Source organism: Klebsiella terrigena (assembly GCF_006539725.1).
Lineage (GTDB): Bacteria > Pseudomonadota > Gammaproteobacteria > Enterobacterales > Enterobacteriaceae > Klebsiella > Klebsiella terrigena.
The window spans coordinates 314,812-338,851 of record NZ_BJNO01000001.1; the positions used below are offsets into that span (position 1 = coordinate 314,812).

The window sequence follows — 24,040 nt, forward strand, 5'->3', positions numbered from 1 at the left end:
TCTCCTCTCGTTATGGTGCGGTAACCACACCGGTGCCAATCATCGAATCGCGCGAGATCAGTTCGCTCAACTGCGCTTCGCTCCAGCCGTCTGTACCCGCCGGACGTTCAGGTAGTACCAGATAACGCAACTCGGCGCTGCTGTCCCAGACGCGAATCTCTTTGCTTTCGGGAATGTGTAACCCGAACTCGGCCAGAACGCCGCGTGGGTCGATGACAATACGCGAACGATAGGGGGCTGATTTGTACCAGACAGGTGGCAGACCCAGTACCGGCCAGGGGTAGCAGGAGCACAGCGTGCAGACGGTGACGTTGTGCACGTCCGGCGTGTTCTCAACCACCAACATGTCTTCGCCCTGTATACCGGAGAAACCCAGTTCTGAGATGGCGGCGGTGGCGTTTTCCATCAGTCGACGTTTGTATTCCGGGTCGCTCCACGCTCTGGCGACAACCTGTGCGCCATTGCGCGGGCCGACTTTGTGCTCATAGGTGTCAATCAACTCATCCAGAGCCGCCGGGTCGATTAGTCCTTTTTCCTGTAGCAGGGATTCCAGTGCGCGGACACGTAACTCGATGTCTACTGGTGGTTCGGTGTGGTCGTGGTCGTGTTTATGGCTCATTTTATGCTTCCCGAGAGTTAAGGTTAAAACTTCCGCCAGTCGCCGCAGGCTTCGAAAGCGGAGGCGGCCTGATAGATAGTGCTTTCAGCGTAATGACGTCCTACCAGCATCATGCCCACCGGGAGCCCGTCGACCATGCCACAGGGGATAGACATGGCCGGGTGACCGGTGATGTCCTGCGGGGCGGTGTTGCCGATCATTTCGAAAGCGCGCGAGATATATTCGGTGATGGAGCAGTCCGGCTCCGGTATCGGCTGAGCGACGATAGGTACGGTGGGCATCACCAGCAGGTCGAAGTCTCCCAGTGCCCGGTCGTAGGCGGCGCGGGCCCGGCGCGCGATATTCTGCGCCCTGGCGTAATAGCGACCATGATAGCGTTCCAGCCCGTACTGCCCGACGAACATGCAGATTTTAAGCGACGGGGAGAGGGCATCGGCGCTGTCGCGCCAGTGAGCGTGTTTGTCCAGCAGACCGACGTCGTACTGGCCTTTCCAGTTAAAGCCCATGCCGTTGCCGTGCATCATCTGCGCCGTGAGCCCCTCGCAGCCGATGGGGGACCAGAGCGCGCCCGCCAGAGCATGTTCCGGTACGGAAATTTCGCCGACGATGGCTCCCAGTTCTTGCAGGCGGGCGACGGCAGCGCGCACCTTCGCCGCCACCTGTGTATCCATGTTTGGCAGCTGGAACCCTTCGGTCAGTATGCCGATTTTCAGATTACGCACGCCCTTGCCCAGCGCGGAGGTGTAAGTCTCCACGAGGGGGGCATACTGGCGCGGGTCGAGCCCATCGTCGCCGGCGATGGCTTCCAGCATCAACGCGTTGTCGCGCACGTTGGCGGTGATTGGGCCTGCGTGGTCGATAGTCGCTTCAATCGGCATGATGCCGGTGTAAGGCACCAGTCCGTGGGTCGGTTTCATGCCGTAGGTACCACAAAAGGCGGAAGGGATGCGAATTGATCCGCCCTGATCGCAGCCTATCGCCATGTCCACTTCTCCCGCCGCCACCAGTGCGGCGCTGCCGGAGGATGAACCGCCGGCGGAATAGCCATGACGATGGGGATTGTGCACCGGGGCCGGGTCGGAAGTGTGGCTGCCGCCGGAGAGGCAGAAGTGCTCGCAAGTGGCTTTGCCGAGAATAGTTGCGCCGGCATCCAGCAGGCGCGTGGCAACGGTCGCGTCATAGGCAGGGACAAAACCTTCCAGCGTGGAGGTCCCGTTCATCATCGGTACTCCGGCCAGCGAGATATTGTCCTTAAGAGCGATGGTATATCCGGCCAGCGCGCCAGTCGCCGCACCTTTTACCTCGGTTTTGTAATACCACGCGTTGAGCTGATTTTCCTCGCCAGTCGGGCGATAACCAGCGGCGCGTGGGTAGCGGACTTCCGGGATCTCGTCGGGCAGCGAGTCGACCAGATCGTAGGCGTCGAAGTTCGCCTGCATCAGCGCCAGATACTCCTCAGACTGAGCAGGGGTCAGGCTGATATGCAGCCGACTGGCAAGTTCTTGCAATTGTTCGGCTGTGGGACGTTGAATAGCCATACTGTTTCCTTTTTCTCTTACTTGCTCATACACCTGTTCTGAACATAAGCCCGTTTCGCCATCACGACTTGGTTATGCGGGTCAGTCGTTTGGCTGAAATGGACACCCGCTAGCTGCGCGGGTGTCCATAGGGTGCTAAGACGGCTTATCTGTTTTGGGCCAGTGGATACCGACACTTTTCATGCCCTTGGTGACGTCCATGTCAGGGTGCGAGAGCACCACATCGCGGTACGAAGGACTGCCGATAACGGCGGGCTTGAACTGGGTCAGGAAGGCGGTGACCTCTTCACGAATATCCTGCGGCACACTGAAGTTTTCGTAACACTCGTCGATAGACTCGAACACGGCTTTCCAGTGCACTTCGGTCAGCCCCATGCCGCGGTGCGCGGTCACCATATCTCGTCCCCGATAGACGGTGTTGCCACCCCAGTGCTTGCACAAGAAGTCAACGAAGTTGATATGCTCTTTCTGGAATGAAGACTCAGACACGTGCGCCCAGATATGGCCGATGTCGGGATGCTTCATACAGGTCTTCAACACTTCGCCTGCGAAGGCGTAAACGGCGTCATACCCGCCGAGACGTTCATAGAGAGACGGCTTTTGCTGCTGTTCGCTCATGGTGGATTTCTCCGTAACATGTGAGTGGAAGGGGATGTCGCGGTCGCTGTTCAATCAGAACAGTTTCAACACGCGCAGGGTGGTGTGTAGATCTTCCTTAAAACCGCCATCGACGTTGATGTCGCGTTGGAACAAGCCCTGCACTTGCAGCGTAGGGGTAATGAATTTCGACAATTCCAGCCTTACCTGATCCGAACGCGTCGCTTGTCCGTTCTCGACGCCGTCGATCTGCTGTTTACCGCCCCACAATTTGGCGTAACCGGTGGAGACGGTCCATGTCTTGTCTGCGGGCGGCGTCCAGCTTAGCCAGCCCTGAAATTGATAGGTATTGTCTTGTTTGAGACGGCCGGTACCGATGCCCGTGGCATCGTCGTTATCGCCATACCACAGCGCATCCGCGGACAGCTGCGTGGCGAAACCGTTACCAAGCTGTTGCACGCCGCCGAACTGCAGGTCGAACTTCCAGCGGTTCTCACCAACGTTGAGCGTGCGCCCGGCATCGTAGGAACCGGCAGGGACGTACAGGTAGGGCACGATGGCGAAGGTGGTGCTGGGGTTGTTCACCAGCCAGACCGGTGCGGCCAAAATGGGGTCGCCCAGGCCGCTGGCGGAATCGAGTCGGGCGCCGCCCAGGGAGCCGTTATAAAGGCGTCCGTAGGGCATCAGCACCTGCGGCGCGACGGTGAAGCCACCCACATCCATGTAGTGGACGTAACGAAAGATGCTGACGAAGGAGTCCAGCCCGGTGCCTTGCTTAATTTCGTCGCCACCTGTGGGGGTAAAGCTGTCTCGTGTGGCGTAGGTGAAATACCCCAGAATGGCATCGGTACCGGCAGGAGCCGGAATGAGATCCTGTGAGTTGAGATCGACCGCATGGGCCGGGCTCATCGCCAGCCAGAGTGTGCAGGCGACCAGGCTGATGCGAGATGTGGTGCCGCTAACCGTCATAACGTTACCCTCATGTCTGATATCTCTTTGTTTATTCCCGGAACCGACGTGGCCGGAAGACCTTACGGTTACTGATATTAGGGAGAAATTTGCTGCGTACTTGTTTCATAGGGACAGTCGTTTGGCTGGCAGGGACAACGGGCGGGGAGGCTGAAAAGGCTCATAGCGTGATGCGCCGTGGTAGCGCAGGTGTGCACGCCTGGAGTGCGGTAGCCGCTTTCTCGACGCCATCCGCGATAGGGGACGCCAGGGGCGTCGACGGATTTTTAGCCATATTTCCGCTGACTTAGCGCAGATGCGCGTGAGCGATGGAGTGGGGCATCTGTGTGCTGGCACGATAGTTGCTGCCAGTCAATCCGTGCCTGTTGTATATGCGGGAATCAAGGTGTGAGGTGAGCAACAATGAATAGCATCATGCAGTCTGCCGGCAGCTCCCACTATTCGACCGTTGGCGTTGCCGAGTCGCGCCGCTTCGAGTATTGGAACGACGTTGTGTTGCGTCACTGCATTCCGGCCGCCAGTGTGCCCATGGCAGGGGTCGACTTTGATGCCCGGCTTGCGGTGCGCGGGGTGGGCATGGTGGATATCTGTTCGTTGTCCGCGCCGTTGCACCGCTGGGAACGCACCGCCCGTTATCTGAGACAGGGCCCGGACGACGATCTGTGGCTGGGCTATATGCAGGGAGGGTACGGCCAGCTTGAACAGGGGGGGCGCAAGGCGGCGCTGGCGGCGGATAGTCTGGTGCTATACGACGCCGCACAGACTTTCAGTTTCAGCCTCGGTGGGCGCGATAACCATCTGGTACGGGTGCCCCGGCATCTGCTGAGTGGTCGTTTGCCGAGGATTGAAAACCTCACCGCTATGGTACTGGACGACAGCCGCCCCGGCGTGATCCCGCTGCGTGAAATGCTGCGCCAGGCGACAGCGATGCCCGACTGTCTGAACAACCCTGATATTTCTGGTCGTTTCTCCCAGACAATGCTGGATCTGCTGGTACTGAGTCTGGAATTGCAGGATCTGGATAATGTTAGTGCTGAGCGCGATCTCTACGCCCGGATGATGAATTACATCCAGCGGCAACTTGTTGAGCCAGATTTGAACATTGAGAGCCTGGCACGGGCGCACCACGTTTCCGTTCGCACCGTCACGCGTGCTTTCGCCCGCCACAAAAAAACGCCGATGGCCGTGATTTGGCAGGAGAGGCTGCGGGCGAGCCGAGAGGCCATCGAACGCGGACGCGTCAGCAGCGTGTCCCAGGCGGCACTGGATTTTGGCTTCTCCGATTTCTCTCATTTCAGCCACGCCTTCCGCAAAGCCTTCGGCGTCTCGCCTCGCTCCCTGCTGCCCAGAGAGCAGCAAAATTTGTGATGGGTTATCACGTGGTACTGCTCCGCAGTCGGCGTGTCTGGAAAACGTAGCGGAGAAAGGCTAACGCACAGTCCGGAGCCATACCTTCTGAATAAGTTCGTCATGCTGTCTGGACTAAGCGAAAATCTAACGGCTGTCAGAGAAGAGTAAGTTAACGCGTTACCTGTGTTGGTTTTCCTTACTGGCAGAAGCCGGACTCTGTGCGATCAAGGAAACTAGTCTGATGCAATCATGCGCCGTATAGCACATATTGTCTGCGGTATGAGGAAGTGGAAAAACATCCGCGGAAGACGGACCTGGCGGTACTCTGTAAATACCCGTATGTGCTGCAGTCGCACAGCCAGATCGATGCAGTGGGCTGGAAAGAAAGGCAGCACAAACCTGAAATCAGGTCGCCGGGGAATATCCGCCGTATCACGACCATCGCCCGTAAACGGGACGGCTAGGGTTGCAGCTAACATGCGGGTGTAGACATCCATCGAGCGTGGATTCTTATGACCGACCAGTACCTGAATGACTTTTTTAGGCTGCCGGTGATAGAGCATGCGCATGATGTAGCTGTGCCGAAACGTGTGCGGTGTCACTGGGATCGAAAAGTGGACCCCGTCGGCGTCGGCCCGGCTCACGGCTTGGTTCAGCCAGTTCGCCTTCTTCAGCCGTGTCAGCGAGTTCCAAATGTACCCCGATGGTCATAGGGACTATGATGGTTGTATGGGTATCATATGCACTTTTCGTCAGGTTAAACACTGAGCAGCAGGTATCATTATGGCCATTGATCCGGAACTCATCTACCTCGATATCCTGGAAACTATTCTGATGGCCACGATGGATTCGCAATTGTGGAAACCCGCACTGCAGAAACTGACGTTACTGACAGGTCATCAGTACGCGGCATTATTATTTTATGATAAAGGTAATGCGCATCTGATGACAGATTCATTTCTATTTGATGAAAAGGTCTTTACGGCCTACCGTGATGTGTTTTTGGCAATTGACCCCGCTGAAAAAATACTGACTGGGTTACCTATCGGACAGATGTACCGAGACCGGGAGTTCTTGGGGGATAAATTTATTGCCAACAGTATTTATTACAATGAGTTTCATCATCCGAATGACCTGAATTATCTGACCAGTGTCAAACTCTGTACCGTCAACGGGTATTCCACCTATTTATCGCTGATGACGGCCAATGACGCTATCTATCCGCAGTCTATCCAGTTTGCCGTGTTCCGGCGCCTCATTCCGGCACTAATAACTGCCAGCCAACTTCATGCCAGATTTGAACAGCTTCGAGACACAATTAAATATCAGAATGCCGTCATGGACAATGGTATTTACCCGGTCTGGCTTGTCGATCAGGCTGGGAAAATTCTTTACGCCAGTGCTCATGCGGAAAGCTACCTACGTGAAAACGCCCGGTTGATCTGGTCCGCCGGCACTGACACCCTCAGTCTGGATACCGACAGTAAAAAACTTAAACAGGCCATCGGAAAAGCCACCCAGACAGATACCGCTCCCAGGGCAGGGTTGTGCTACACCTTCGGGCGTAATGCGAAACCGATCTTGGTCCTTCCGGCTACGCGCCTCCCCGGAGTAGCCAGTATTATCATCCCAGAACCTTTCGTCGCTCGGAGCACATTAATGGAGCTGTTTAATGTCAAACCTGCCGAGAATACGGTCGCAGAATTGCTGCTCAGGGGAATGACCCCGGATGAGTGTGCTTTGCATCTGGGTGTCTCCATCACCACCATCAGAACCCATCTCAGCGCTCTGTACCGGAAAACGCATACCCGCAATCAGTCTGAGTTGCTGCTCATCATTCGGGCTATCTATGGCTGATTTATTTCACTCAGTCATTCATATGAATGAGTGAACATTCAATTGCCACCATTATACTTATAAATATTAGGGTGAACTAGTTTTATTTACCCCTAACTTATTAAGTCGGGATGTTTTTGTTTTTATGCTGGTATTGAGCAATCGTCATTATGTTATGCACGCGAAAGCTGATTGTGGTGAAGTATGAGGTGTATGTAACGTAATAATCTACAAGCGAGTCAATAAGTAAATTTATGCTGCGACGATATTAACTATTGCATGGTTAGTGAAGTCAGTCTCATTCCTAAAAAGGAGTCCTCAATGAAAGAAAACCAATATTCAAATATTATAAAGCGCGAAATTGATTTCCCTGGCCCCCTTGGGATTGGGAGTAAGGGGGAAGGCGTTAAGCGCGTGCAAGAGTGGCTCTACCACCATAATGTTGGGACTAAAATCGACGGTGACTATGGCCCAGCGACGGCCTGTTGCGTTAAGCATTTTCAGATGAGCAACGAACTACCTCAGAGTGGAACAGTAGATCAGTCAACATGGGATAGACTTGTAACCCCCCTCATTTCAGCCCTCGCAGACAGTCAGGGAACGACATTAGCAGAGCGCATTCATAGTGTCGCTAAGCAGCATCTTGCCAATCACCCCAGGGAGTATGGTGGCGACAATAGGGGACCGTGGGTTCGTGTGTATACCGGGGGATATGATGGTCCTGAATGGTTCTGGTGTGCAGGTTTTGTCAGTTTTATCATTGAACAGGCTGGCATAGAGTTGGGGCTATCATTGCCCATTGCAGGATCACTATCGTGTAATATCCTTGCGTCCCAGGCCCAATTGAGTGGTCACCTGGTTAGAGAAGCTGACCTGCTATCTGACAAGAGTGCCTGGACGTCCCTCGGTCAAACATACATTTTCTTAGTCAGACGTGCTGCGGGTGACTACAGCCATACTGGTATAGGTTTTGGCGGTACATATGACGTTTTCCAGACTATCGAAGGTAATACAAATGACGATGGTAGCAAGAACGGTTATGAAGTTGCCGGCAGAACGCGCTCCGCTTATAACAAGGATTTTATTAGGATAATCGGTGAATAGTCTCTGACTAACTCATTTTTTATCCATTACATGCGTGCATAATAGTTACTTACCGTTTTAGTCGTTATATTATCGAAGTCTTAATCGTAAGATAATTTATGCAATCCATTTAATAGGAGTAAACCATGGCAGACAACATACAGGTCACTGAGAATTCTTTTTCCGATTCAGAAGCCAGGACTAGAACAGAAATTGGGAAGCATGTTCTTTATATCTCTTTGATTATTGTGTCTCTCCTCGGCCTTTGCGCAATTGCTTCTGTGTTTTACACCGAAGAAAATGCGAAAAAATTTAGTGATATCAAAGATGTTCTCACTATTATCCTGCCACTTATTGGTACTTGGGTTGGGACCGTTCTGGCGTTCTATTTCTCTCGGGAGAATTATGCTGCAGCCGCACAGCAGGCGACTAATTTATTACGTCAACTAACCCCAGAGCAGCGACTTGAAAGCATACCGGTCACTGATGCTATGTTAGATATGTCTGCTGATACAACTTTAAAATTATTTCCGCCCAGCAATGATCCTGGCTTAGTAAATATAAAAAAAGACATTGTTGATTTTTTGGAAAACCATCAGCGAAATCGACTTCCGGTTGTTGATAGTACAGGAAAAATAATCTACATCATTCATTTGAGTTTGGTTTATAAATTTCTATCTAAACAATTTATTGATCAAACACAAAAAAATAGTTTAACATTAAATGACCTACTTCAGGATGCGAGTCTCACGAAAATATTCAAGGCATTTGCTATTGTTGGGAAAAATGCACGCTTGAGCGCCGTTAAACAATTGATTGACGGAAATCCTGATTGTTCCGATGCCTTTGTCACCGAAGATGGAACAGGAGGCTCAAAAGCAGTTGGCTGGATAACGAATGTCATTGTTCAAGAAAAATCTGTGGCATAATATCAGTCTCATATTGTTCTACAAAGAGATAGGAGGCTCATCCGTATAGCATTTGCTATACGGCATTGTCGTGTCATAATCGTAAAGAGATTGCTATATATGAGGTCATCTTATGAAATCCGATGATCAGCTCAACCTTAGAGCAAAAGAATCCCAGCGAGCACTTATAGATACGCCTGCGGAAATCCTTCACAAATCGCGCACAGACTTTATTTTAGAAATGGCCTGCCAGGCGGTAGAGAATGTGACTCTTGATCGCCGTGTTTTCAATTTCAATGATCAGCAATATGCTGAATTTATTGATATGCTTGACGCACCTGTCGCAGATGAACCAGCCATTGAAAGGCTGCTGAAAAGGAAACTGGTCATATCCTGGCTGTTTTTTCCTCCCAGCAAACAAAGACTCGCTTTCCGAATAAATATGGCGAATTGCGTCCGCAATAAACCCTCTTAATCATCCCACAACATGATGGCCACCACGTGACCATCATGTCGCTTCACTTCTTTTTCGGAGATTCAAAGATGACCTTAAATGTGAAAGGATATGCCGCTTTTGCCGCGCAAGAGGAAGCAGGGACTGGAGCAGTGCTGTGAAGAGGGCAATACCTTAACCTATAACCATACTGACAGGCATGACCATATGCCAACGTATGGCGGTTATTCGGACAAGATATAGATTCTGATTTTCTTTTAGTGACAATGCCTTGCCTGGGTGATGGCTTTTATAATTATTAATTCGGCTTTCTGACAGTAGCGTGAGACCATAAACGTTTGTATCAACAGATAGGGAGAATATATGCCTGTTGCTTATAGTGCAGATAATCACTCACTTTATCATCCTGAACAAGATATAACATTATTGTGTGATTCTGACTGGCCAGATGAAATCGCGCTGGCAGCAGAATTATCACGGCTGGCATATCTAAGGGCAGAAAAAAAAGATTCTGGAGAAAAAGAGAAGTTGACGGGCATATTAAAAGCGGCGGGGTTTGGCGCGCCCGAACTGTTGAACGATGTTGCTGGTGATGCTTACGGGTTTGCCGCCTGTCATGCCAGTGGCCTTTGCGTGCTTGCCTTTCGGGGAACGCAGATTGATCACTACCAGGATTTTCTGACCAATATTCAGACATTACCTGAATATTGCCGCTATGGACGAGTACATACCGGATTTCAGAAAAGCGCCCAAGCCCTACAGCCTCTGACGGAAAACTGGCTCAAGATAATGACAGCAAAGCGAACCCATTTGCTGATTTGTGGCCACAGCCTGGGTGGGGCAATAGCTACTTTGCTGGCGATGGCGTTACGGCCGGACACGTTAATAACTTTAGGTTGCCCCAGGGTGGGAGACGATGCATTTGTCAGTTCCCTGCTGGGCCAGCCTCAATTGCAGGTAATCCGGGTGGTCAACTGCTGCGATGTGGTGCCGACCGTCCCCCCGATATTCCTGGGCTATGAGCATGCTGGAAATGCGCTCTACCTTGATTGCAAAGGAAAGCTTCTGCATAACCCAACCGCTAGCGCATTGAAAAACGATCGTGCGGCAGGGCGTAAAATCTATGCTCCGCTCTATGAAGCCGACCGCATGAATCATGTTCCGGTGCGTTGGCTCGCCGATCACGCCCCTCACAATTACATCCGGGCCTTCTGGCCATAACGAGGTGTGGAATGCCATATCTGATGGTTCGACCGTTGTTAGGTAATGTTGGTGTCATCCAACTGTGGGTGGGTGTTTTTGGGTATAAGACAGCCCCGATATTGAACTTTACGTTGAATGAAAAAGCGGTTAGCCCGGAAATAAGTAGTCAGCCTCTGGCTCCGATTCGTGATGATGACTGTCTGAACAAGCAGCCGCTAAGTTATCAGGGGATTTATGAGTTCAGTGTCCAGGGAAATGACATTGAGCACCGCTTTAATGTGAGCATCCCGCAAGATGGCACATCGCGATTTCTGGCTGTGAAGTCGCTCCCTGCGAAAGTGCCCTTTTTGGGTAACAGCTTCAAAATTATGCTGATGTCATGTTACTGCGCGGGTACCGATGCAGTGGGAGTGGGTGATTTTGTGCAACAGATACCGGTGCGTCCGGATATGACGCTTTTTGCGGGTGATCAGGTTTATCTGGATCAGCCGCCTTTCTTTCACATGCCTGACTCTGCTGAGAAACTCCGAAAAAACATTGCCGCCAAGTACCGTCGAAACTGGTTGTCAGATTTCACCGGGCAAAGGGGGTTACAGAAAGCGTTAACCAAAGCGCCGACATTATGTCTGCCTGATGATCACGAATTCTGGAATAACTATCCTTGGGAACAAGTCTGGAAAGAGGGGACGGGACCGGAGCCTGGTGCAAATGGGATTAATCATTGGGAAGTTGCCGCAAGAGAGCTTTTACAGGATTTTCAACTGGGAGGCACTCCTGCTTCCCAACAACCCTGGACGCTTTTGGAAATTGAGCCACTCAGTATGTTGTTCCTGGACACGCGAAGCTATCGACAGAAAAACTTTACCAGCCCGGCTGGACTTATGCCTGACAGCGCGTGGAAGGCCGTCGAGAAATGGCGGGATAATCTGTTGGATCACCAAATTAACGGTAAGCCGCTTATCGGTGTACTTGCCACAGGGCAGGCCTTGTTTTGCGAACCAACGGGGTTGTTATTAAACAAAATGGGAGATGCTGAGCTCGCGAACTATACAACACAGTTTGCGAAACTTATGGAATCAATTGATAAACTTGGTGAGAGTGGTGTGCAGGTGATCTTCCTGACGGGAGATGTGCACTGGAACAGAGTGGCTCAAGCTAACCATACCCGGACGAAAAGGACCACTCTGACAGAGGTCATCTGCTCGCCGACCAGTTTGTGCCTGACGCCAGGAGTTGACCAGGCGAATATTGCCAAACACACAGTAGGGGGATTATTCGGTAAAAATTCTGACTGGAAAAGACATTCCGATCCCGATACCCCTCCGAAATATGTTGGTGAAAAAAATCAGTTCAGCCCGTTTGAAAAGTTCTACGGAATGAGAGGCAATCACGTCGCAATTATCGAATTTACTCGTTCAGGTTCAGGGGTAAATATGACGGTGAATTATTATCCCATTACTTACCCAGCTTCTCCTGCCGTTTCTACGAGAACGTATCCGATTATCAACGTTAATACTTAGCTTCTGGAGAATAATAATGGTCATGAATTATGCCCCAGGTTCAGAAAAGAACCCTAAACTGGTTGAGCAAAAACGCGCCGATAATGAGAACAACCTTGAGTGGTTGTTACGTGCCTTTAATGCGCTTAAAGGTAAAGAGCCTTTGGCGCAGTCATACATTTTGCTGCTTGGTGGTACGGATACGTTGTCGTGGCGAATTCGTGCTGGCCAGTCACAACTGCGCTTTGATATGTTGCCTTCGTATTGGTCTACCTCGGCGCTGCTGTGTGCTAACGCTGAAAATGTGGAGAAATCGAAAGTGCTGCATATTCCACTTTTCCAACCCCAGGGAGGTGTTTTTGCCACTGAGCGCAATGGCGTTGTGGAATCACCGGTCTCAATTTTTAAGGATTCTGAGCAATGGAAAAATATCGCATTGATAGCTTTTCCAAAAGCTCAAGAAGACGTACTGAATTCGCTTCCTCATTTTCAGAGGGGACGCAACTATATTGACGCACTCGAGCATATTCTCCGTTGGCTGGCTTTTGCGTGGGGCGTCGCAAGAACTCCCACGCCGATTAATGATGGTATTGGGCTGCCTACCGCCTGCATGCTGGAAAGTTTATATAGTGGTGCGGGGATGGATCTCACCCCAGGGCTGGAAACTCGTGCATCGAGTCCTGAAGCCATCTGGGCTACAGCCTCGCGCTGGTATAAATATTTTGAAAATAATAAGCTGGAAATGCCAAAAGGGCGCTTCTGCACACCCGACAGTTACAACATTAATGATGGGCATAAAAAGCTATCGGGAAGGGCAAATAAGTCCACTGAATACTAATTCAAAAATCACAACATGCTGATTTCTGTGGCCGCATGAGTAAACCATGAAGTAATAGACTCATGGAGGTTATTTAACATAATATACATTATATGCACTAATGATGTAGAGGCTAAATTGAGATGTCCGTCTCTGACCAAATCCTGCTACAGTCTCGCCACAGCGATCGCTGCTTTCAAAGGATGAGACTCTGACGGCATACGGAACGGAGTTTTTCTCGATGAACGATGTAAACCGACTCAGGATCCTGCAGGACGTTATCGACCGGCGTCTTACCACGCGTCTTGCAGCAACCCGACTTGAGATCTCTGACAGGCACTGCCGCCGGCTACTCGAGCGCTGTCGTGAACACGGACCGCTATCGCTGGTTAACCGTCGACGTGGTCAGCCTGGTAACCGACAGTTGATGCCCGGCCTCGCTGAGCGTGCGCTGCGCATTATCCGCGAACGTTACGCCGACTTTGGACCGACATTAGCCTGCGAGAAGCTTGCTGAGATTCATGATCTTTATCTTGCTAAAGAGACTGTGCGTAAGCTCATGACCCGGGACGGTTTATGAACCCCACGTAAGTTACGGCCACCTCGTATGCATCAGCCACGCCCACGTTGAGCCTGCACCGGCGAACTCATCCAGATTGATGGCAGTGAACATCGCTGGTTCGGGAACTGTGGCTCCGCGGTATCAGCACACCTGAGGCTGAAAACGCCTTTGCTGATGAGTTCATGGAAGATTACAACCGTCGGTTTGCAAAGCCGTCACGTCACGATTTTGATGTACATCGCCAGCTGGATAACGGCGAAAACCTGCAGGCGACATTCACCTGGCGCGAGCAGCGTAAGGTCTCGAAAAACCTGACATTACAGTACGATAAAAAGCTTTATCTGCTTGAAGATAATGAAGAAAATCGACGTTTTTAGGGGAAGTACATCGAGGTCTGGCAATACCCGGATGGTGACATTGAGCTCCGGGTCAACGGCACTTCCCTGCCCTTTACCATTTACGACCGGCTTGGAGAGCTGGACCAGGGCGCCATCATCGACAACAAGCGTCTGGGACGTGCTCTGGAGATGATAAAACTGGTGCAGGACAAACGGGACAATATCCGCTCACAGGCCCTGCCGTCCATTGACGGCCAGACCTCTCGCAGAAAAAAGAAGCAACCCGGCAAGAAATCACAACGAAGTCTGGACCAGAACGACATGCTGGAAGCCCTGCAGCAACTCCATACCCGGAGCAAAGACATCTTCGGCAAAGGCTGAAACATAACCTACATGCGGACATCTTAAGCACGAAAAATACACATTATGCTGACCGACCGTAATAAATGTGACTAATTTATGCCTGGCGCCGCCTGACCGGGTTGGGCTAAACCTCAATCACCTGGATCCCTGCCCTTTGCGCCATTTTTATGCACTCCGCCGTGTCTTCACCGCCTGAAAAAGCCAGTAGCACGTCAGGGCGGCTGTCTTCCAACATAAAAAGATTACGCTTAGTTTCCGCGTACTTCCCGTGCAGCATCCAGTTTGCCGGATAGCGAATAACATGAATATCGATACCGCGGGCCCAGGTTTCTATCGCGCCGCCCAGCGTTTGGTGGCCTCCGTGGATAAGCACATCTATTATTTGCGTACGGGCATATAAATCCAGTACATGGGTAAGCGTATGGGTGTCAGCATAAAAGCGACCTGAGCAGATTAAAACTCTCACTGTTCTGTACCTTAAAGTTGTTTTCCTTGAAAGGATGTTCATCCGCACGTGGCGGTAATTATTATTAAACGTTCGATGTCGTTCTAATAAAATGCGGCGACTTATCGCCAAGGCGCTCAATGACTGGATAGGCTACGGCGGCAATATGGTGGTGCACGCGGCGGTAGTCTCTCAATACCCGCTGGAAAATATCGCCTGATTCTGCCCAGGCATTTTTGTCCTCGCGCAGTTTTTTAAAATGCTCGCGACTGGCGGACGCTTCGAGCTGACGGATGGTCTCCTTGCGAAGCACCAGATGGTGGGCAGCAGATAAATCCTCATGCATAAACGCGGTAACACCCAGACGTAGACTGGTGAGCAGCTCCGCGTGCAGCAGACGGATATTGTGTAACTCAAAATCACTAAACAGTTCGCCCCGATGCGCGCGGCGCATTGCCAGCTGGGTCAGATTGCTGGAAAGGATATCTCCTGCATGTTCGACATTGATGACGAACATCAGGATTTCCTGCGCACGATCGGCGTCCGAATCGTTGAGCCCATCCTGCCCAATATCTGCCAGATAGGCGCGAACCGCCGCACTAAGCATATCGACCGACTGGTCAAGATGACGGATCTCTTTGGCGGCCTGTCTTTCCTGGGTCTCAAACAGTACTAATAGGCGATCCAGCATGATTGTGAGCATGTCAGCGGCTCGGAGCGATTCACGAACCGCGTTAGACAGGCCAATATAGGCCACTTCCAGGCCGGCATCGTCCAGATACATTGGCATACCCAGGTCGCCAACACGTTCCTCTTCAGGAAAGAGTCGCTCCAGAAAGCGGGCCATTGGCGCGGTGAAGCCAATAAATAGCAGTGCAAGCAGTGCGCTAAAGGCAGTGTGGAACCACACCACAAGCTGCGGCGTATTCAGCCTTGTTCTCAGTGCGACATCCGTTAACACCGGCAGCAGTAATAGCATCAATGCACAACCAGAGAGGCGAACCATCAGGTTGCCAATGGGCAGGCGGCGAGCCGCCGCATAGCCGGCATTCAGCACCGACGGCAACGCGCCGCCGATATTCGCGCCAAGTACCAGCACGAGTGCGGTGGCTGGGGTCATCGCGCCCGTACCGGCCAGGGAGGCGATCAGCAAAATAATCGCCACGCTGGAGTGGCAAATGAGTGTCAGGACTGCAGCCACGAGCAGAGAGATTAAGATATCCCCCTGCAGTCCCTGCATCACGGCATGGAAAACGGGGGTCACTTTAATCGCTTCCAGCGTTCCGCCAAGTAGATGAAGGGCTAGCAGCATCAGGCCGAGCCCAATCAAGGCGCAGCCTACGCTCTCAAAACTGGAATTGTCGCGCAGCTTAAAGACGATAAAACCCGCCAGGAAAAGTAGCGGGATGGCAATTTCAGTGTTGAAACTCATCAGCTGTACCACCAGTGTAGAGCCGATATTGGCACCAAGCATCACCGCAAGAGCCGGGGCAAGACTTAGGGTACCCGCAGCGGTGAAGGACGTCGCCATCATGCTGACCGCGGTGCTGCTTTGCAGAATACCGGTAATGCCGACGCCAGAAAGCAGCGCTATCCAGCGATTAGTCAGGTGGCGTCCCATCCAGTTACGCAGCGGTGTACCGAAGCCGCGCTGAAGCGCCGTCGAAATCATATGGCTGCCCCAAAGCAACAAAGCAATGGCGCCAGCCAGGTGAATTAACAAAGTAGTGCCGGACATGATTAATTCCCCCTCTTCTGGGCGGGTGTCGTAATAAATTGCAGTAGCCTGATCGAATAGCGCTGTATGCCGCTGGCGAAATTCAGTAATGCTTTAGCGTGTCGATAGCTAAGTCGTCCTCCTGCGTACCATGCCAGGGCACTTACGCGAAGAGTGCGGGTAATTTTTATTAAAAATAAGATCATCAGCGTAATGGTTTTATTTTTAATCAAAGAAATAATGGAATATTGCTTTTCCATAATACTTTCCAGCTTGTGTTGCCTGCCTGAAAGGTGCCACCGAAGTGGCACCGTATTACCGTCTTGAACGTCGACCTAGTACCACTGCTTGAAGCGACGGATATAGAACACCTTCATGCCCTGTGCTACGCAGCAATATGCGAGCAGCGTGCCGACCAGCCATGGGAAGTACTGCCACGGCAGCGCCTGCAGGCCGACTAACGGCCCAAGCGGTGAGAATGGTACGTAAATACCAATAGCCATTATCAGCCCGGTCATCATCATCACCGGCCATGCGGCGGTGCTTTGAATAAACGGGATTTTCTGAGTACGCAGCATATGCACGACCAGCGTCTGTGACAGCAGGCCTTCGACGAACCAACCGGACTGGAAAAGAGTCTGCATGTGCTCGCTGTTGGCGCTAAACACAAACCACATCAGCGCAAAGGTGGTCATGTCAAAAATGGACGACGTCGGTCCGATCCAGACCATGAAGCGACCAATATTTTTTGCATCCCACTTGCGCGGCTTGCTCAGGAACTCTTTATCCGTTTTGTCCCACGGCAGCGCGAGCTGGGAGATGTCGTACATCAGGTTTTGCAGCAGCAGCTGAATCGCGAGCATCGGCAGGAACGGGATGAACGCGCTGGCGACCAGCACCGAGAACACGTTGCCGAAGTTGGAGCTGGCGGTCATGTTGAGGTACTTCATGATGTTGCCAAAGGTCTCGCGGCCTTTGATGACCCCTTCTTCCAGCACCATCAGGCTCTTTTCCAGCAGGATGATGTCGGCAGATTCCTTGGCGATATCGGTGCCGCTGTCGACCGAGATACCCACGTCAGCATCACGCAGGGCTGGCGCATCGTTGATGCCGTCGCCGAGGAAGCCCACGGTGTGGCCGTTAGCCTGCAGGGCCTTCAGCACGCGAGATTTCTGCAGCGGCGTCAGCTTGGCAAACACCGTGCGCTCTTCCACTAACTGCTGCAGCGAAGCATCGCTCAGCTGCTCAATCTGAGGACCGAGCACCGGCTCGCCTGGCTCCAGCCCAACCTGGCGGCAAATGCGTGTGGTCACAATCGCATTATCGCCGGTCAGAACTTTCACCGCGACGCCAATGTCCATCAGGGCTGAAATAGCCGGGCCTGCGCTCTCCTTCGGTGGATCGAGGAAGGTAAGGAAACCGCGGATAATGAGGTCGTGCTCATCGTCGGTGCCGTACTGCTTTTTCGCCTCAACTTTAGCAATGTCGCGAGTCGCTACCACCAGGACGCGGAAGCCGTCTTTGTTGTAGTCATTGGTCATTGCCAGCATGGCGTCTCGACGCTGATTATCCAGCGTGACGACCTTGCCATTCTCTTCCATTTGGGTCGCAATGCTCAGCATCTCTTCCACCGCGCCTTTGCACACCAGCAGGTGGTTACCCTGATTGTCTTTCACCACAATAGACAGCCGGCGGCGTACGAAGTCGAACGGCATCTCATCGACCTTGCTGTAACCCTGAGGTTTCACAAAGCCCGACTCATTTTCAGAGAAGTAGATGACCGCCTGATCCATCAGGTTTTTGATGCCGCTTTGATGGTGGCTGTTGAGCCAGGCCAGCGCCAGCACGGACGCGTTTTTCTGCCCGTGCGTGTCCACGTGATGCTCAAGGATGATTTTATCCTGCGTCAGCGTGCCGGTTTTGTCGGTGCACAGCACATCCATCGCGCCCAGGTTCTGAATCGCGTTAAGACGCTTAACCACGACTTTGCGCTTCGCCATGGCCACCGCACCTTTGGCGAGGTTGGCGCTGACGATCATCGGCAGCATTTCCGGGGTCAGGCCGACCGCGACCGCCAGAGCAAACAGCAGAGCATCCCACCATTCGCCTTTCATCAGACCGTTAATCAGGAACACCACCGGCACCATCACCAGCATAAAGCGGATCAGCAGCCAGCTGACGCTGTTCACGCCGCGGTCAAACGCCGTTTGTGCCCGGGTACCGACAATCGCTTTTGCCAGCGAGCCAAAGTAGGTTCGTGGCCCGGTCGCCACCACCACCGCCTGCGCGGTGCCGCTGACGACGTTGGTTCCCATAAAGCAGATGTTAGGGATATCCAACAGATTCTCACTGTCGAACGCCCTGTCGTGCGCGGATTTTTGCGCCACGTCGCCCAGCGTGTCGTACTTCTCAATCGGCAGCGCTTCACCGGTCAGCACTGCCTGGCTGATAAACAGGTCGCGTGACTCGATCAGGCGGACGTCCGCCGGGATCATGTCGCCTGCATAGAGCTGCACGATATCGCCCGCGACCAGTTCACGCATCGGGATTTCACGCGGGGTCCCTTTTTGCCCGGCGTGTTCGCGACGAACGACCGTGGCGGTGGTGCGTACCATCGCTTTCAGCGCCTCGGCGGATTTAGCCGAGCGGTGTTCCTGCCAGAAGCGCACCAGGCCGCTGAGTGCAACCATGGTGCCAATGATAATCACAGTCGTCAGATCGCCCTCTTCGCCGTGGCTGGTTGGCAGCCAGTAGTCGGTAAAGAAGCTGATGCTGGCGAGAATGCCAAGCACGTAGATAAACGGGTTGTTAAAGGCGATAAGCAGCTGGATCAGCGCGTGAGGCGGCTTGTCATGGGCGACTTCGTTCAGACCATCCCGCTCCAGCCGGGTACTCGCGTGGGCTTCCTGCAGCCCTTCCCGGGTGGTGTTGAGGTTGACCAGGGTTTCTGCGATGCCATTTTTGGCTTCCTGGGCGGCACGCATAGACAGCGTGCTTTTTTTATTACGATTCTGGGTTTGTACAGTCATGGTGGTGCTCCTGCCGCCAGATGGTAGCGGGCTTTTTACGGTTCATGCCGTATTAGGCGCGGCCGAAAATAACCCGATATCGCCGGGACGATCGGTTTTAATTCATTTTGCATTGAGCTGCCCACTATTTATTACCAACAATAAACAGGCGGGAAACTAATATTTTATTTGGACGTGACTATTCCTGCTGATATTTCTTTATGAAGATATCAGGGAATAAACAGGTACCGATAGTGACGAAATTCAGCGCGGTACGCAGGAGCAGACTGCGGCACAGCTCGCAGGCACTCTCAACGGCGTAACGGTTGAATTAAGCGATGGAAGATCGACTTTGTGGGTCTTCGGCGTCAGCGAAACCGCAGCGACGTTCCAGCTGTCCCGTGACGGGGCTGACACGCCAACTAACTATGCGTTGGTTTAATTCGCTGATTTTAGAGGAAAAAATCGAGACTGATTGTTTTTTACGCGCAGGCAAAACCCGATCGCGGGGAGCCCGGACGCGTAGAGTTGATGTCACTGTTTTGACACCTGGGAAAAAGCGAGCTTTGAAGTTCATAACACACCTCGGGACCGTGAACACCCTGGTCGAGGTGGGACAACACAAGAGCATTAAGCTCCGGCGAAACACACCAGGACGAGGAGGCGATCACAATCGATTTCATGTTTACCCTGAATAGCCATTGAGGCTTTATTCAGGTAGCTACTAAATTCAGTATCCATTAGTCTCTTATGTCAGGTTAGAAAAGGCCACGACTTCGGCCCATGAAATCTACCCATGGCAAATACTATTGTCAACCCGTCAATGGAAATTAAATTCGTTCGTTTATATTCCAGTGAGGAAATATTGAGATTGAGAATTACCGATAAGTGATTTCAGGTAATTTGTAAAAACGACGGCACCCTACTCTCTGCTTGGGCGATGTTTACTGGTTCGCTTCAGGGACTGCCACTCCTTCAGGCCCCGGTTTATGTCACCGGCATAGCGCGTAGGCCGATGTATTGATGGCCGATGACAACCAACTATTTGCCAACGCTCCCCGACACGACTTTTGATGCACATCGACCACTAGAAAATGATAATGACGGGGGGATATTTTTCATCTGGCGAGGATCTCACCTAAGTTTCATCTGAAAGCAGGTTGAAATCTGCCATTGTCCGGATGAGCGAAAAGAGAGCTTGCTATTTTAATAAGCCCTTCATTATCAAAGAGAGACCGAACTCGAAGGTGGTATCAGGGTGCTGGTGTACTAGCGCCTCAATATTCATAATTTCTTGAGATGACGTTGATAACATCAGATGTTCATTGCTGTCCGGGCGAGACTGCTCCTCTAAAACGCATCCCAATGTATATTCACTAATCGTGCGCAAGGTCATTGCGGCTTCTGCCTGAGTGAAACCGACTCGTACAAGATAAGCCACCTTTGGATAAAACGTTTCCCCACCCACCCGAGCCGGCGTTGTCCCTGCATGTAACAGTGCGCCATCCCGATGGGCGAGAAGAGCGCGTCGGAAACTGCGGGCGTTTTCTGCCAGCCAGTTTGCCCATTCAGTCGTTTCTTCCGGCACGGGAAGTGAATGGTGTTTTGCTAAAACAGCTGAAGCCATTTCTTCAAGCAAATTGGCTTTATTCTTGAAATGCCAGTACAGCGTCGCTGATTCCACACCAAGTTTTTGTGCCAGCTTACGCGTCGTTATCGCTTCCAGACCGACTTCGTCCAGTAGTGCTAATGCTGCCTCAATCACTTGCTCTCGCTGGATTTTCGCCATGGTATTCATCCTGTTGTTAATGCATCAAACCGAGTCTGCGTCATGTGAAAAGACATTTTGTCTGAACTAAGAGCCTGACGGAATCATTAATGCAAATTAATCTATCATTGATAGATTAATTGATCAATGATAGATTCCTTCGCTCATCGTTCTAAAGGTCTTCCCATGAATATCAATCGCGACAAGTACGTAAAGAAAACAACCGATCCGCTACCGATAAATGCTATACCTCCGGTTTTGTGGATGCAGGCCGCCATCATCACGCTGGGGGCTTTTTCTACTATGCTCTCATCAACCATGCTCAGTGCTGCACTGCCTGTCATGGCCAACGGCCTTGGGGTTCCGGACGCATCGATACAATGGATAGCAACAGCGTATCTCATGGCCCTTGCCGCGGGAGTTCCGATTAGCGCATGGGCTGTAAGGCGGTTTGGCGCGACACAGCTTTGGCTCTACGGACTGATTTTATTTGGGATTTTCTCGGCAGTTTGCGCTTTATCCCCGAGTTTTGAGGTGCTACTGGCCGCAAGAATTATGCAAGGTCTGGCCGGTGGATTACTCGTGCCGGCAGGACAGACCATCCTTGGTCTGGCTGTCGGTCGTGAGCGCCTGGGGCGGGTCATTGGCACTATTGGCGTTGCCATCGTCATTGCGCCCTTATTAGGAACGTCTCTTGGTGCAGTTCTACTTCAAAGCTGCGGATGGCGAGGGTTATTTTGGATCAATGTGCCGTTATGTCTATGTGCCTGTCTTGCTGGATGGAAGTTACTTCCCCGTCCGACAATAAAAAATGACAAGCCTCTCTCTCTGGACTGGGTGGGACTGATATTTATCCTTTGCAGCCTCCCCATGCTGATGGAAGGACTGAAAGGGATAAGTCTTAGCAGTGGCAAAAACGGTTGGGACATTATCGTACTTTGCCTGGGCGCACTGTTTACTTGTTTGTTTATCTACCGTTCCTTGCGCACTGAATCGCCATTACTTCACCTCAGACTTTTTAAACATCGTGGCTTCACGTTATCTGCTGTATTGATGACTCTTGGCGGTGCGGTGAATTTTGGGGGACAGTTCCTGCTTCCTTTGTATTTCCGTGACGTTTGCCATGAAACACTGGCTGATGTGGGCTTGCTGCTGACTCCACAGTTAATCGGCTCTGCGGTAGGATTTCCTGTAGCAGGTTACTTTTCTGATAGGCTGGGACCACGAGCTGTGCTTATCATTGGCGGCGTTCTCGCGGCATGTGCCACATTGCCCTTAGCAATGATCGATGCCGGCAGCAGCTATACGCTTGTTGGTATAGCGATAGCCGTCCGGGGGTTCGGTTTAGCCCTTGCGACTGTGCCAGCAATGGCAGCAGGCCTGGCTATGGCGGGAACCCGTCATGTAGCTGATGCAGCGCCTATTCTGAACATCCTGCAGCGTGTCGGCGCTATGGCAGGAACCGCATTAGTGACTGCGTACTACGTCAGACTGGTCCATGATAATGGTCACTTAGTCGCCTTTCAGCACGCCGGGTGGGTACTCACAGGCGGGGCTGTACTGCTCGTTCTCTCAGCGTTATTCATGGTGAGCCATAGGGTTTCAGCAACGCAGGAAGGATGAAATCATTTAAAGATAAGATTTATAACATCCACAACGATAGAGGAAGTTTTGATGAATCTCTCTGTGACGATTACGGGGGCCGGCCTTAGCGGGTTGATGCTCGCCCGAATCCTGCATGTTCATGGCATTAACGCAGTCATTTATGAAGCCGAACCATCACCAGAAGTGCGTCGCCAGGGTGGGCAACTCGATATACATGAGAGCAGCGGCCAGTACGCTCTTGAAGCAGCCGGTCTTACCGATGAGTTCCATGCAATCATTCATAAAGGGGGAGGCGCAACCCGTATACTCTCACCTCAGGGGGAAGTGTTATTTGATCAGCCAGATAACGGCCAGCGGCCTGAAGTCCTTCGTGGTGATCTGAGACAGGTCCTGATCGATTCCCTTCCAGCGGGTACCATACAATGGGGGAAGAAGCTTACATGCGTTATGCCGGATGGTGAAGGACGTCACCACTTAACTTTTGCAGATGGTTCGACAGCGACGAGCCAGCTACTCGTTGGAGCAGATGGCGCATGGTCAAAAGTACGCCATCTGGTATCGGGTGCCCGGCCATCCTATGCCGGTATAACCTTAATAGAAACTTTCCTGCACGATGTTGACCATCGTCATCCTGAATCTGCAGGTGCTGTAGGGCCGGGGAATATGTTTTGTATGGTGCCTGGTACCTGCCTGACGGCGCATCGTGAAGCCGGTAACATCATTCATACTTATGCTCAGTTCATGCGACCACAGAGTTGGGTTGACGGCATCGACTTTAGCGATGTAGAAGCAACTAATCTTCTGATTCAGAAAGAGTTTCAGGGTTGGGCCCCCTACCTTACCGCTCTGATAACTGCGGGAGATACGCCTTTAATACCCCGTCCCATTTATTCTCTACCCGATGAGCATCGCTGGGATCGTGTCCACGGCGTGACCTTAATTGGCGACGCTGCACATCTTATGGCTCCGAATGGTACAGGCGCCAATCTGGGTATGCTCGATGCCGTTGAGCTGGGGAAATTAATTGCTACAAACACGGACAACATCGATGCCGCACTGGGTATCTATGAGGAGGCGATGTTCTTGCGCAGCAAAGATGAGGCCACGGATACGCACATCACGATCGACTACATTCTGGGTGAAAACGCGCCCCATAAGCTAATTGAGTTTTTTCAGGCAGTAGAGGCTGGGGTGTTTGAAAAATGATAATCATCTACGCGTTATTTTATCAAGAAATCGGCCAGCGGCACCCTGCCCTTTTTTATTTTCAATAAAGTGCAGAGGATATTGTTCTACTTTTTTTAGTGATTGATAGATATAGTATCGGGAGTTGAGCGCGTGCAAGGTTACAGGCGTTATGT

The 24,040-nt window shown here is 51.9% G+C and carries 18 protein-coding genes and 4 pseudogenes; 12 read left to right on the top strand and 10 right to left on the bottom strand.

What is annotated here, in order from left to right:
- Positions 1–10: 10 nt before the first annotated feature.
- The 4 genes from nthA to RTE01_RS01445 form a co-directional block, all read right to left on the bottom strand.
- Positions 11–619, bottom strand: a complete 609-nt coding sequence (nthA, locus tag RTE01_RS01430; protein WP_041145536.1) for a nitrile hydratase subunit alpha — start codon at positions 617–619, stop codon at positions 11–13.
- 23 nt (positions 620–642) lie between these two features.
- A complete protein-coding gene (locus RTE01_RS01435) occupies positions 643–2,157 on the bottom strand; it encodes an amidase (RefSeq protein WP_141334586.1) in 1,515 nt (504 codons plus the stop codon).
- Positions 2,158–2,292: 135 nt separating this feature from the next.
- On the bottom strand, positions 2,293–2,775 hold the full coding sequence (locus RTE01_RS01440; RefSeq protein WP_041145538.1) for a group I truncated hemoglobin: 483 nt from the start codon (positions 2,773–2,775) through the stop codon (positions 2,293–2,295).
- Positions 2,776–2,829: 54 nt separating this feature from the next.
- A complete protein-coding gene (locus RTE01_RS01445; protein ID WP_134525983.1) occupies positions 2,830–3,723 on the bottom strand; it encodes a transporter in 894 nt (297 codons plus the stop codon).
- Positions 3,724–4,125: 402 nt separating this feature from the next.
- Here RTE01_RS01445 and RTE01_RS01450 point away from each other — a divergent pair, with 402 nt between their 5' ends.
- Positions 4,126–5,091 (top strand): helix-turn-helix domain-containing protein, encoded by a 966-nt coding sequence (locus RTE01_RS01450; RefSeq protein ID WP_141334589.1) that lies wholly within the window; start codon positions 4,126–4,128, stop codon positions 5,089–5,091.
- 395 nt (positions 5,092–5,486) lie between these two features.
- Here the strand turns inward: RTE01_RS01450 and RTE01_RS26315 are convergent.
- Positions 5,487–5,735: pseudogene (locus RTE01_RS26315) on the bottom strand (site-specific integrase); the annotation flags it as partial.
- A gap of 121 nt (positions 5,736–5,856) precedes the next feature.
- On the opposite strand from RTE01_RS26315, the gene RTE01_RS01460 reads away from it, so the two are divergent.
- The 9 genes and pseudogenes from RTE01_RS01460 (at position 5,857) to RTE01_RS01495 (ending at position 14,154) form a co-directional block, all read left to right on the top strand.
- Positions 5,857–6,930 carry a helix-turn-helix transcriptional regulator gene (locus RTE01_RS01460; RefSeq protein WP_141334591.1) on the top strand — a complete coding sequence of 358 codons (1,074 nt, stop codon included), beginning with the start codon at positions 5,857–5,859 and terminating at the stop codon, positions 6,928–6,930.
- A gap of 300 nt (positions 6,931–7,230) precedes the next feature.
- A complete protein-coding gene (locus RTE01_RS01465; RefSeq protein WP_166793728.1) occupies positions 7,231–8,013 on the top strand; it encodes a peptidoglycan-binding domain-containing protein in 783 nt (260 codons plus the stop codon).
- A 125-nt stretch (positions 8,014–8,138) separates the two neighbouring features.
- Positions 8,139–8,921 carry a CBS domain-containing protein gene (locus tag RTE01_RS01470; RefSeq protein WP_134525989.1) on the top strand — a complete coding sequence of 261 codons (783 nt, stop codon included), beginning with the start codon at positions 8,139–8,141 and terminating at the stop codon, positions 8,919–8,921.
- A gap of 112 nt (positions 8,922–9,033) precedes the next feature.
- Positions 9,034–9,282 (top strand): annotated as a pseudogene (locus RTE01_RS01475) (type II toxin-antitoxin system TacA family antitoxin); the annotation flags it as partial.
- A gap of 207 nt (positions 9,283–9,489) precedes the next feature.
- Positions 9,490–9,594 (top strand): annotated as a pseudogene (locus tag RTE01_RS26560) (NAD(P)-dependent alcohol dehydrogenase); the annotation flags it as partial.
- 123 nt (positions 9,595–9,717) lie between these two features.
- Positions 9,718–10,575, top strand: coding sequence for a lipase family protein (locus tag RTE01_RS01480; protein WP_134525994.1), 858 nt, complete (start codon positions 9,718–9,720; stop codon positions 10,573–10,575).
- 11 nt (positions 10,576–10,586) lie between these two features.
- On the top strand, positions 10,587–12,077 hold the full coding sequence (locus RTE01_RS01485) for an alkaline phosphatase D family protein (RefSeq protein ID WP_134525997.1): 1,491 nt from the start codon (positions 10,587–10,589) through the stop codon (positions 12,075–12,077).
- Between the two features lie 16 nt (positions 12,078–12,093).
- Positions 12,094–12,894 (top strand): hypothetical protein, encoded by an 801-nt coding sequence (locus RTE01_RS01490; protein WP_134526000.1) that lies wholly within the window; start codon positions 12,094–12,096, stop codon positions 12,892–12,894.
- 190 nt (positions 12,895–13,084) lie between these two features.
- Positions 13,085–14,154, top strand: a pseudogene (locus RTE01_RS01495) (helix-turn-helix domain-containing protein).
- 106 nt (positions 14,155–14,260) lie between these two features.
- Here RTE01_RS01495 and RTE01_RS01500 read toward each other — a convergent pair.
- The 5 genes from RTE01_RS01500 to RTE01_RS01525 all read right to left on the bottom strand — a co-directional run bounded on the left by RTE01_RS01500 (position 14,261) and on the right by RTE01_RS01525 (position 21,095).
- The gene (locus tag RTE01_RS01500) at positions 14,261–14,644 is read right to left on the bottom strand and encodes an SLOG family protein (RefSeq protein WP_255313497.1); all 384 of its coding nucleotides are present in this window, start codon (positions 14,642–14,644) and stop codon (positions 14,261–14,263) included.
- Between the two features lie 22 nt (positions 14,645–14,666).
- Positions 14,667–16,319 (bottom strand): Na/Pi cotransporter family protein, encoded by a 1,653-nt coding sequence (locus RTE01_RS01505; RefSeq protein ID WP_134526002.1) that lies wholly within the window; start codon positions 16,317–16,319, stop codon positions 14,667–14,669.
- A gap of 2 nt (positions 16,320–16,321) precedes the next feature.
- A complete protein-coding gene (locus RTE01_RS01510) occupies positions 16,322–16,558 on the bottom strand; it encodes a hypothetical protein (RefSeq protein ID WP_115192739.1) in 237 nt (78 codons plus the stop codon).
- A gap of 75 nt (positions 16,559–16,633) precedes the next feature.
- Entirely contained in the window at positions 16,634–19,327 is a 2,694-nt protein-coding gene (gene mgtA, locus RTE01_RS01515) for a magnesium-translocating P-type ATPase (protein WP_115192738.1), read from the bottom strand.
- 1,180 nt (positions 19,328–20,507) lie between these two features.
- The gene (locus tag RTE01_RS01525; protein ID WP_134526008.1) at positions 20,508–21,095 is read right to left on the bottom strand and encodes a TetR/AcrR family transcriptional regulator C-terminal domain-containing protein; all 588 of its coding nucleotides are present in this window, start codon (positions 21,093–21,095) and stop codon (positions 20,508–20,510) included.
- Between the two features lie 165 nt (positions 21,096–21,260).
- On the opposite strand from RTE01_RS01525, the gene RTE01_RS01530 reads away from it, so the two are divergent.
- Positions 21,261–22,697 (top strand): DHA2 family efflux MFS transporter permease subunit, encoded by a 1,437-nt coding sequence (locus RTE01_RS01530; RefSeq protein ID WP_141334593.1) that lies wholly within the window; start codon positions 21,261–21,263, stop codon positions 22,695–22,697.
- Between the two features lie 51 nt (positions 22,698–22,748).
- Positions 22,749–23,885, top strand: coding sequence for an FAD-dependent oxidoreductase (locus RTE01_RS01535; RefSeq protein ID WP_134526011.1), 1,137 nt, complete (start codon positions 22,749–22,751; stop codon positions 23,883–23,885).
- Positions 23,886–24,040: the final 155 nt, after the last annotated feature.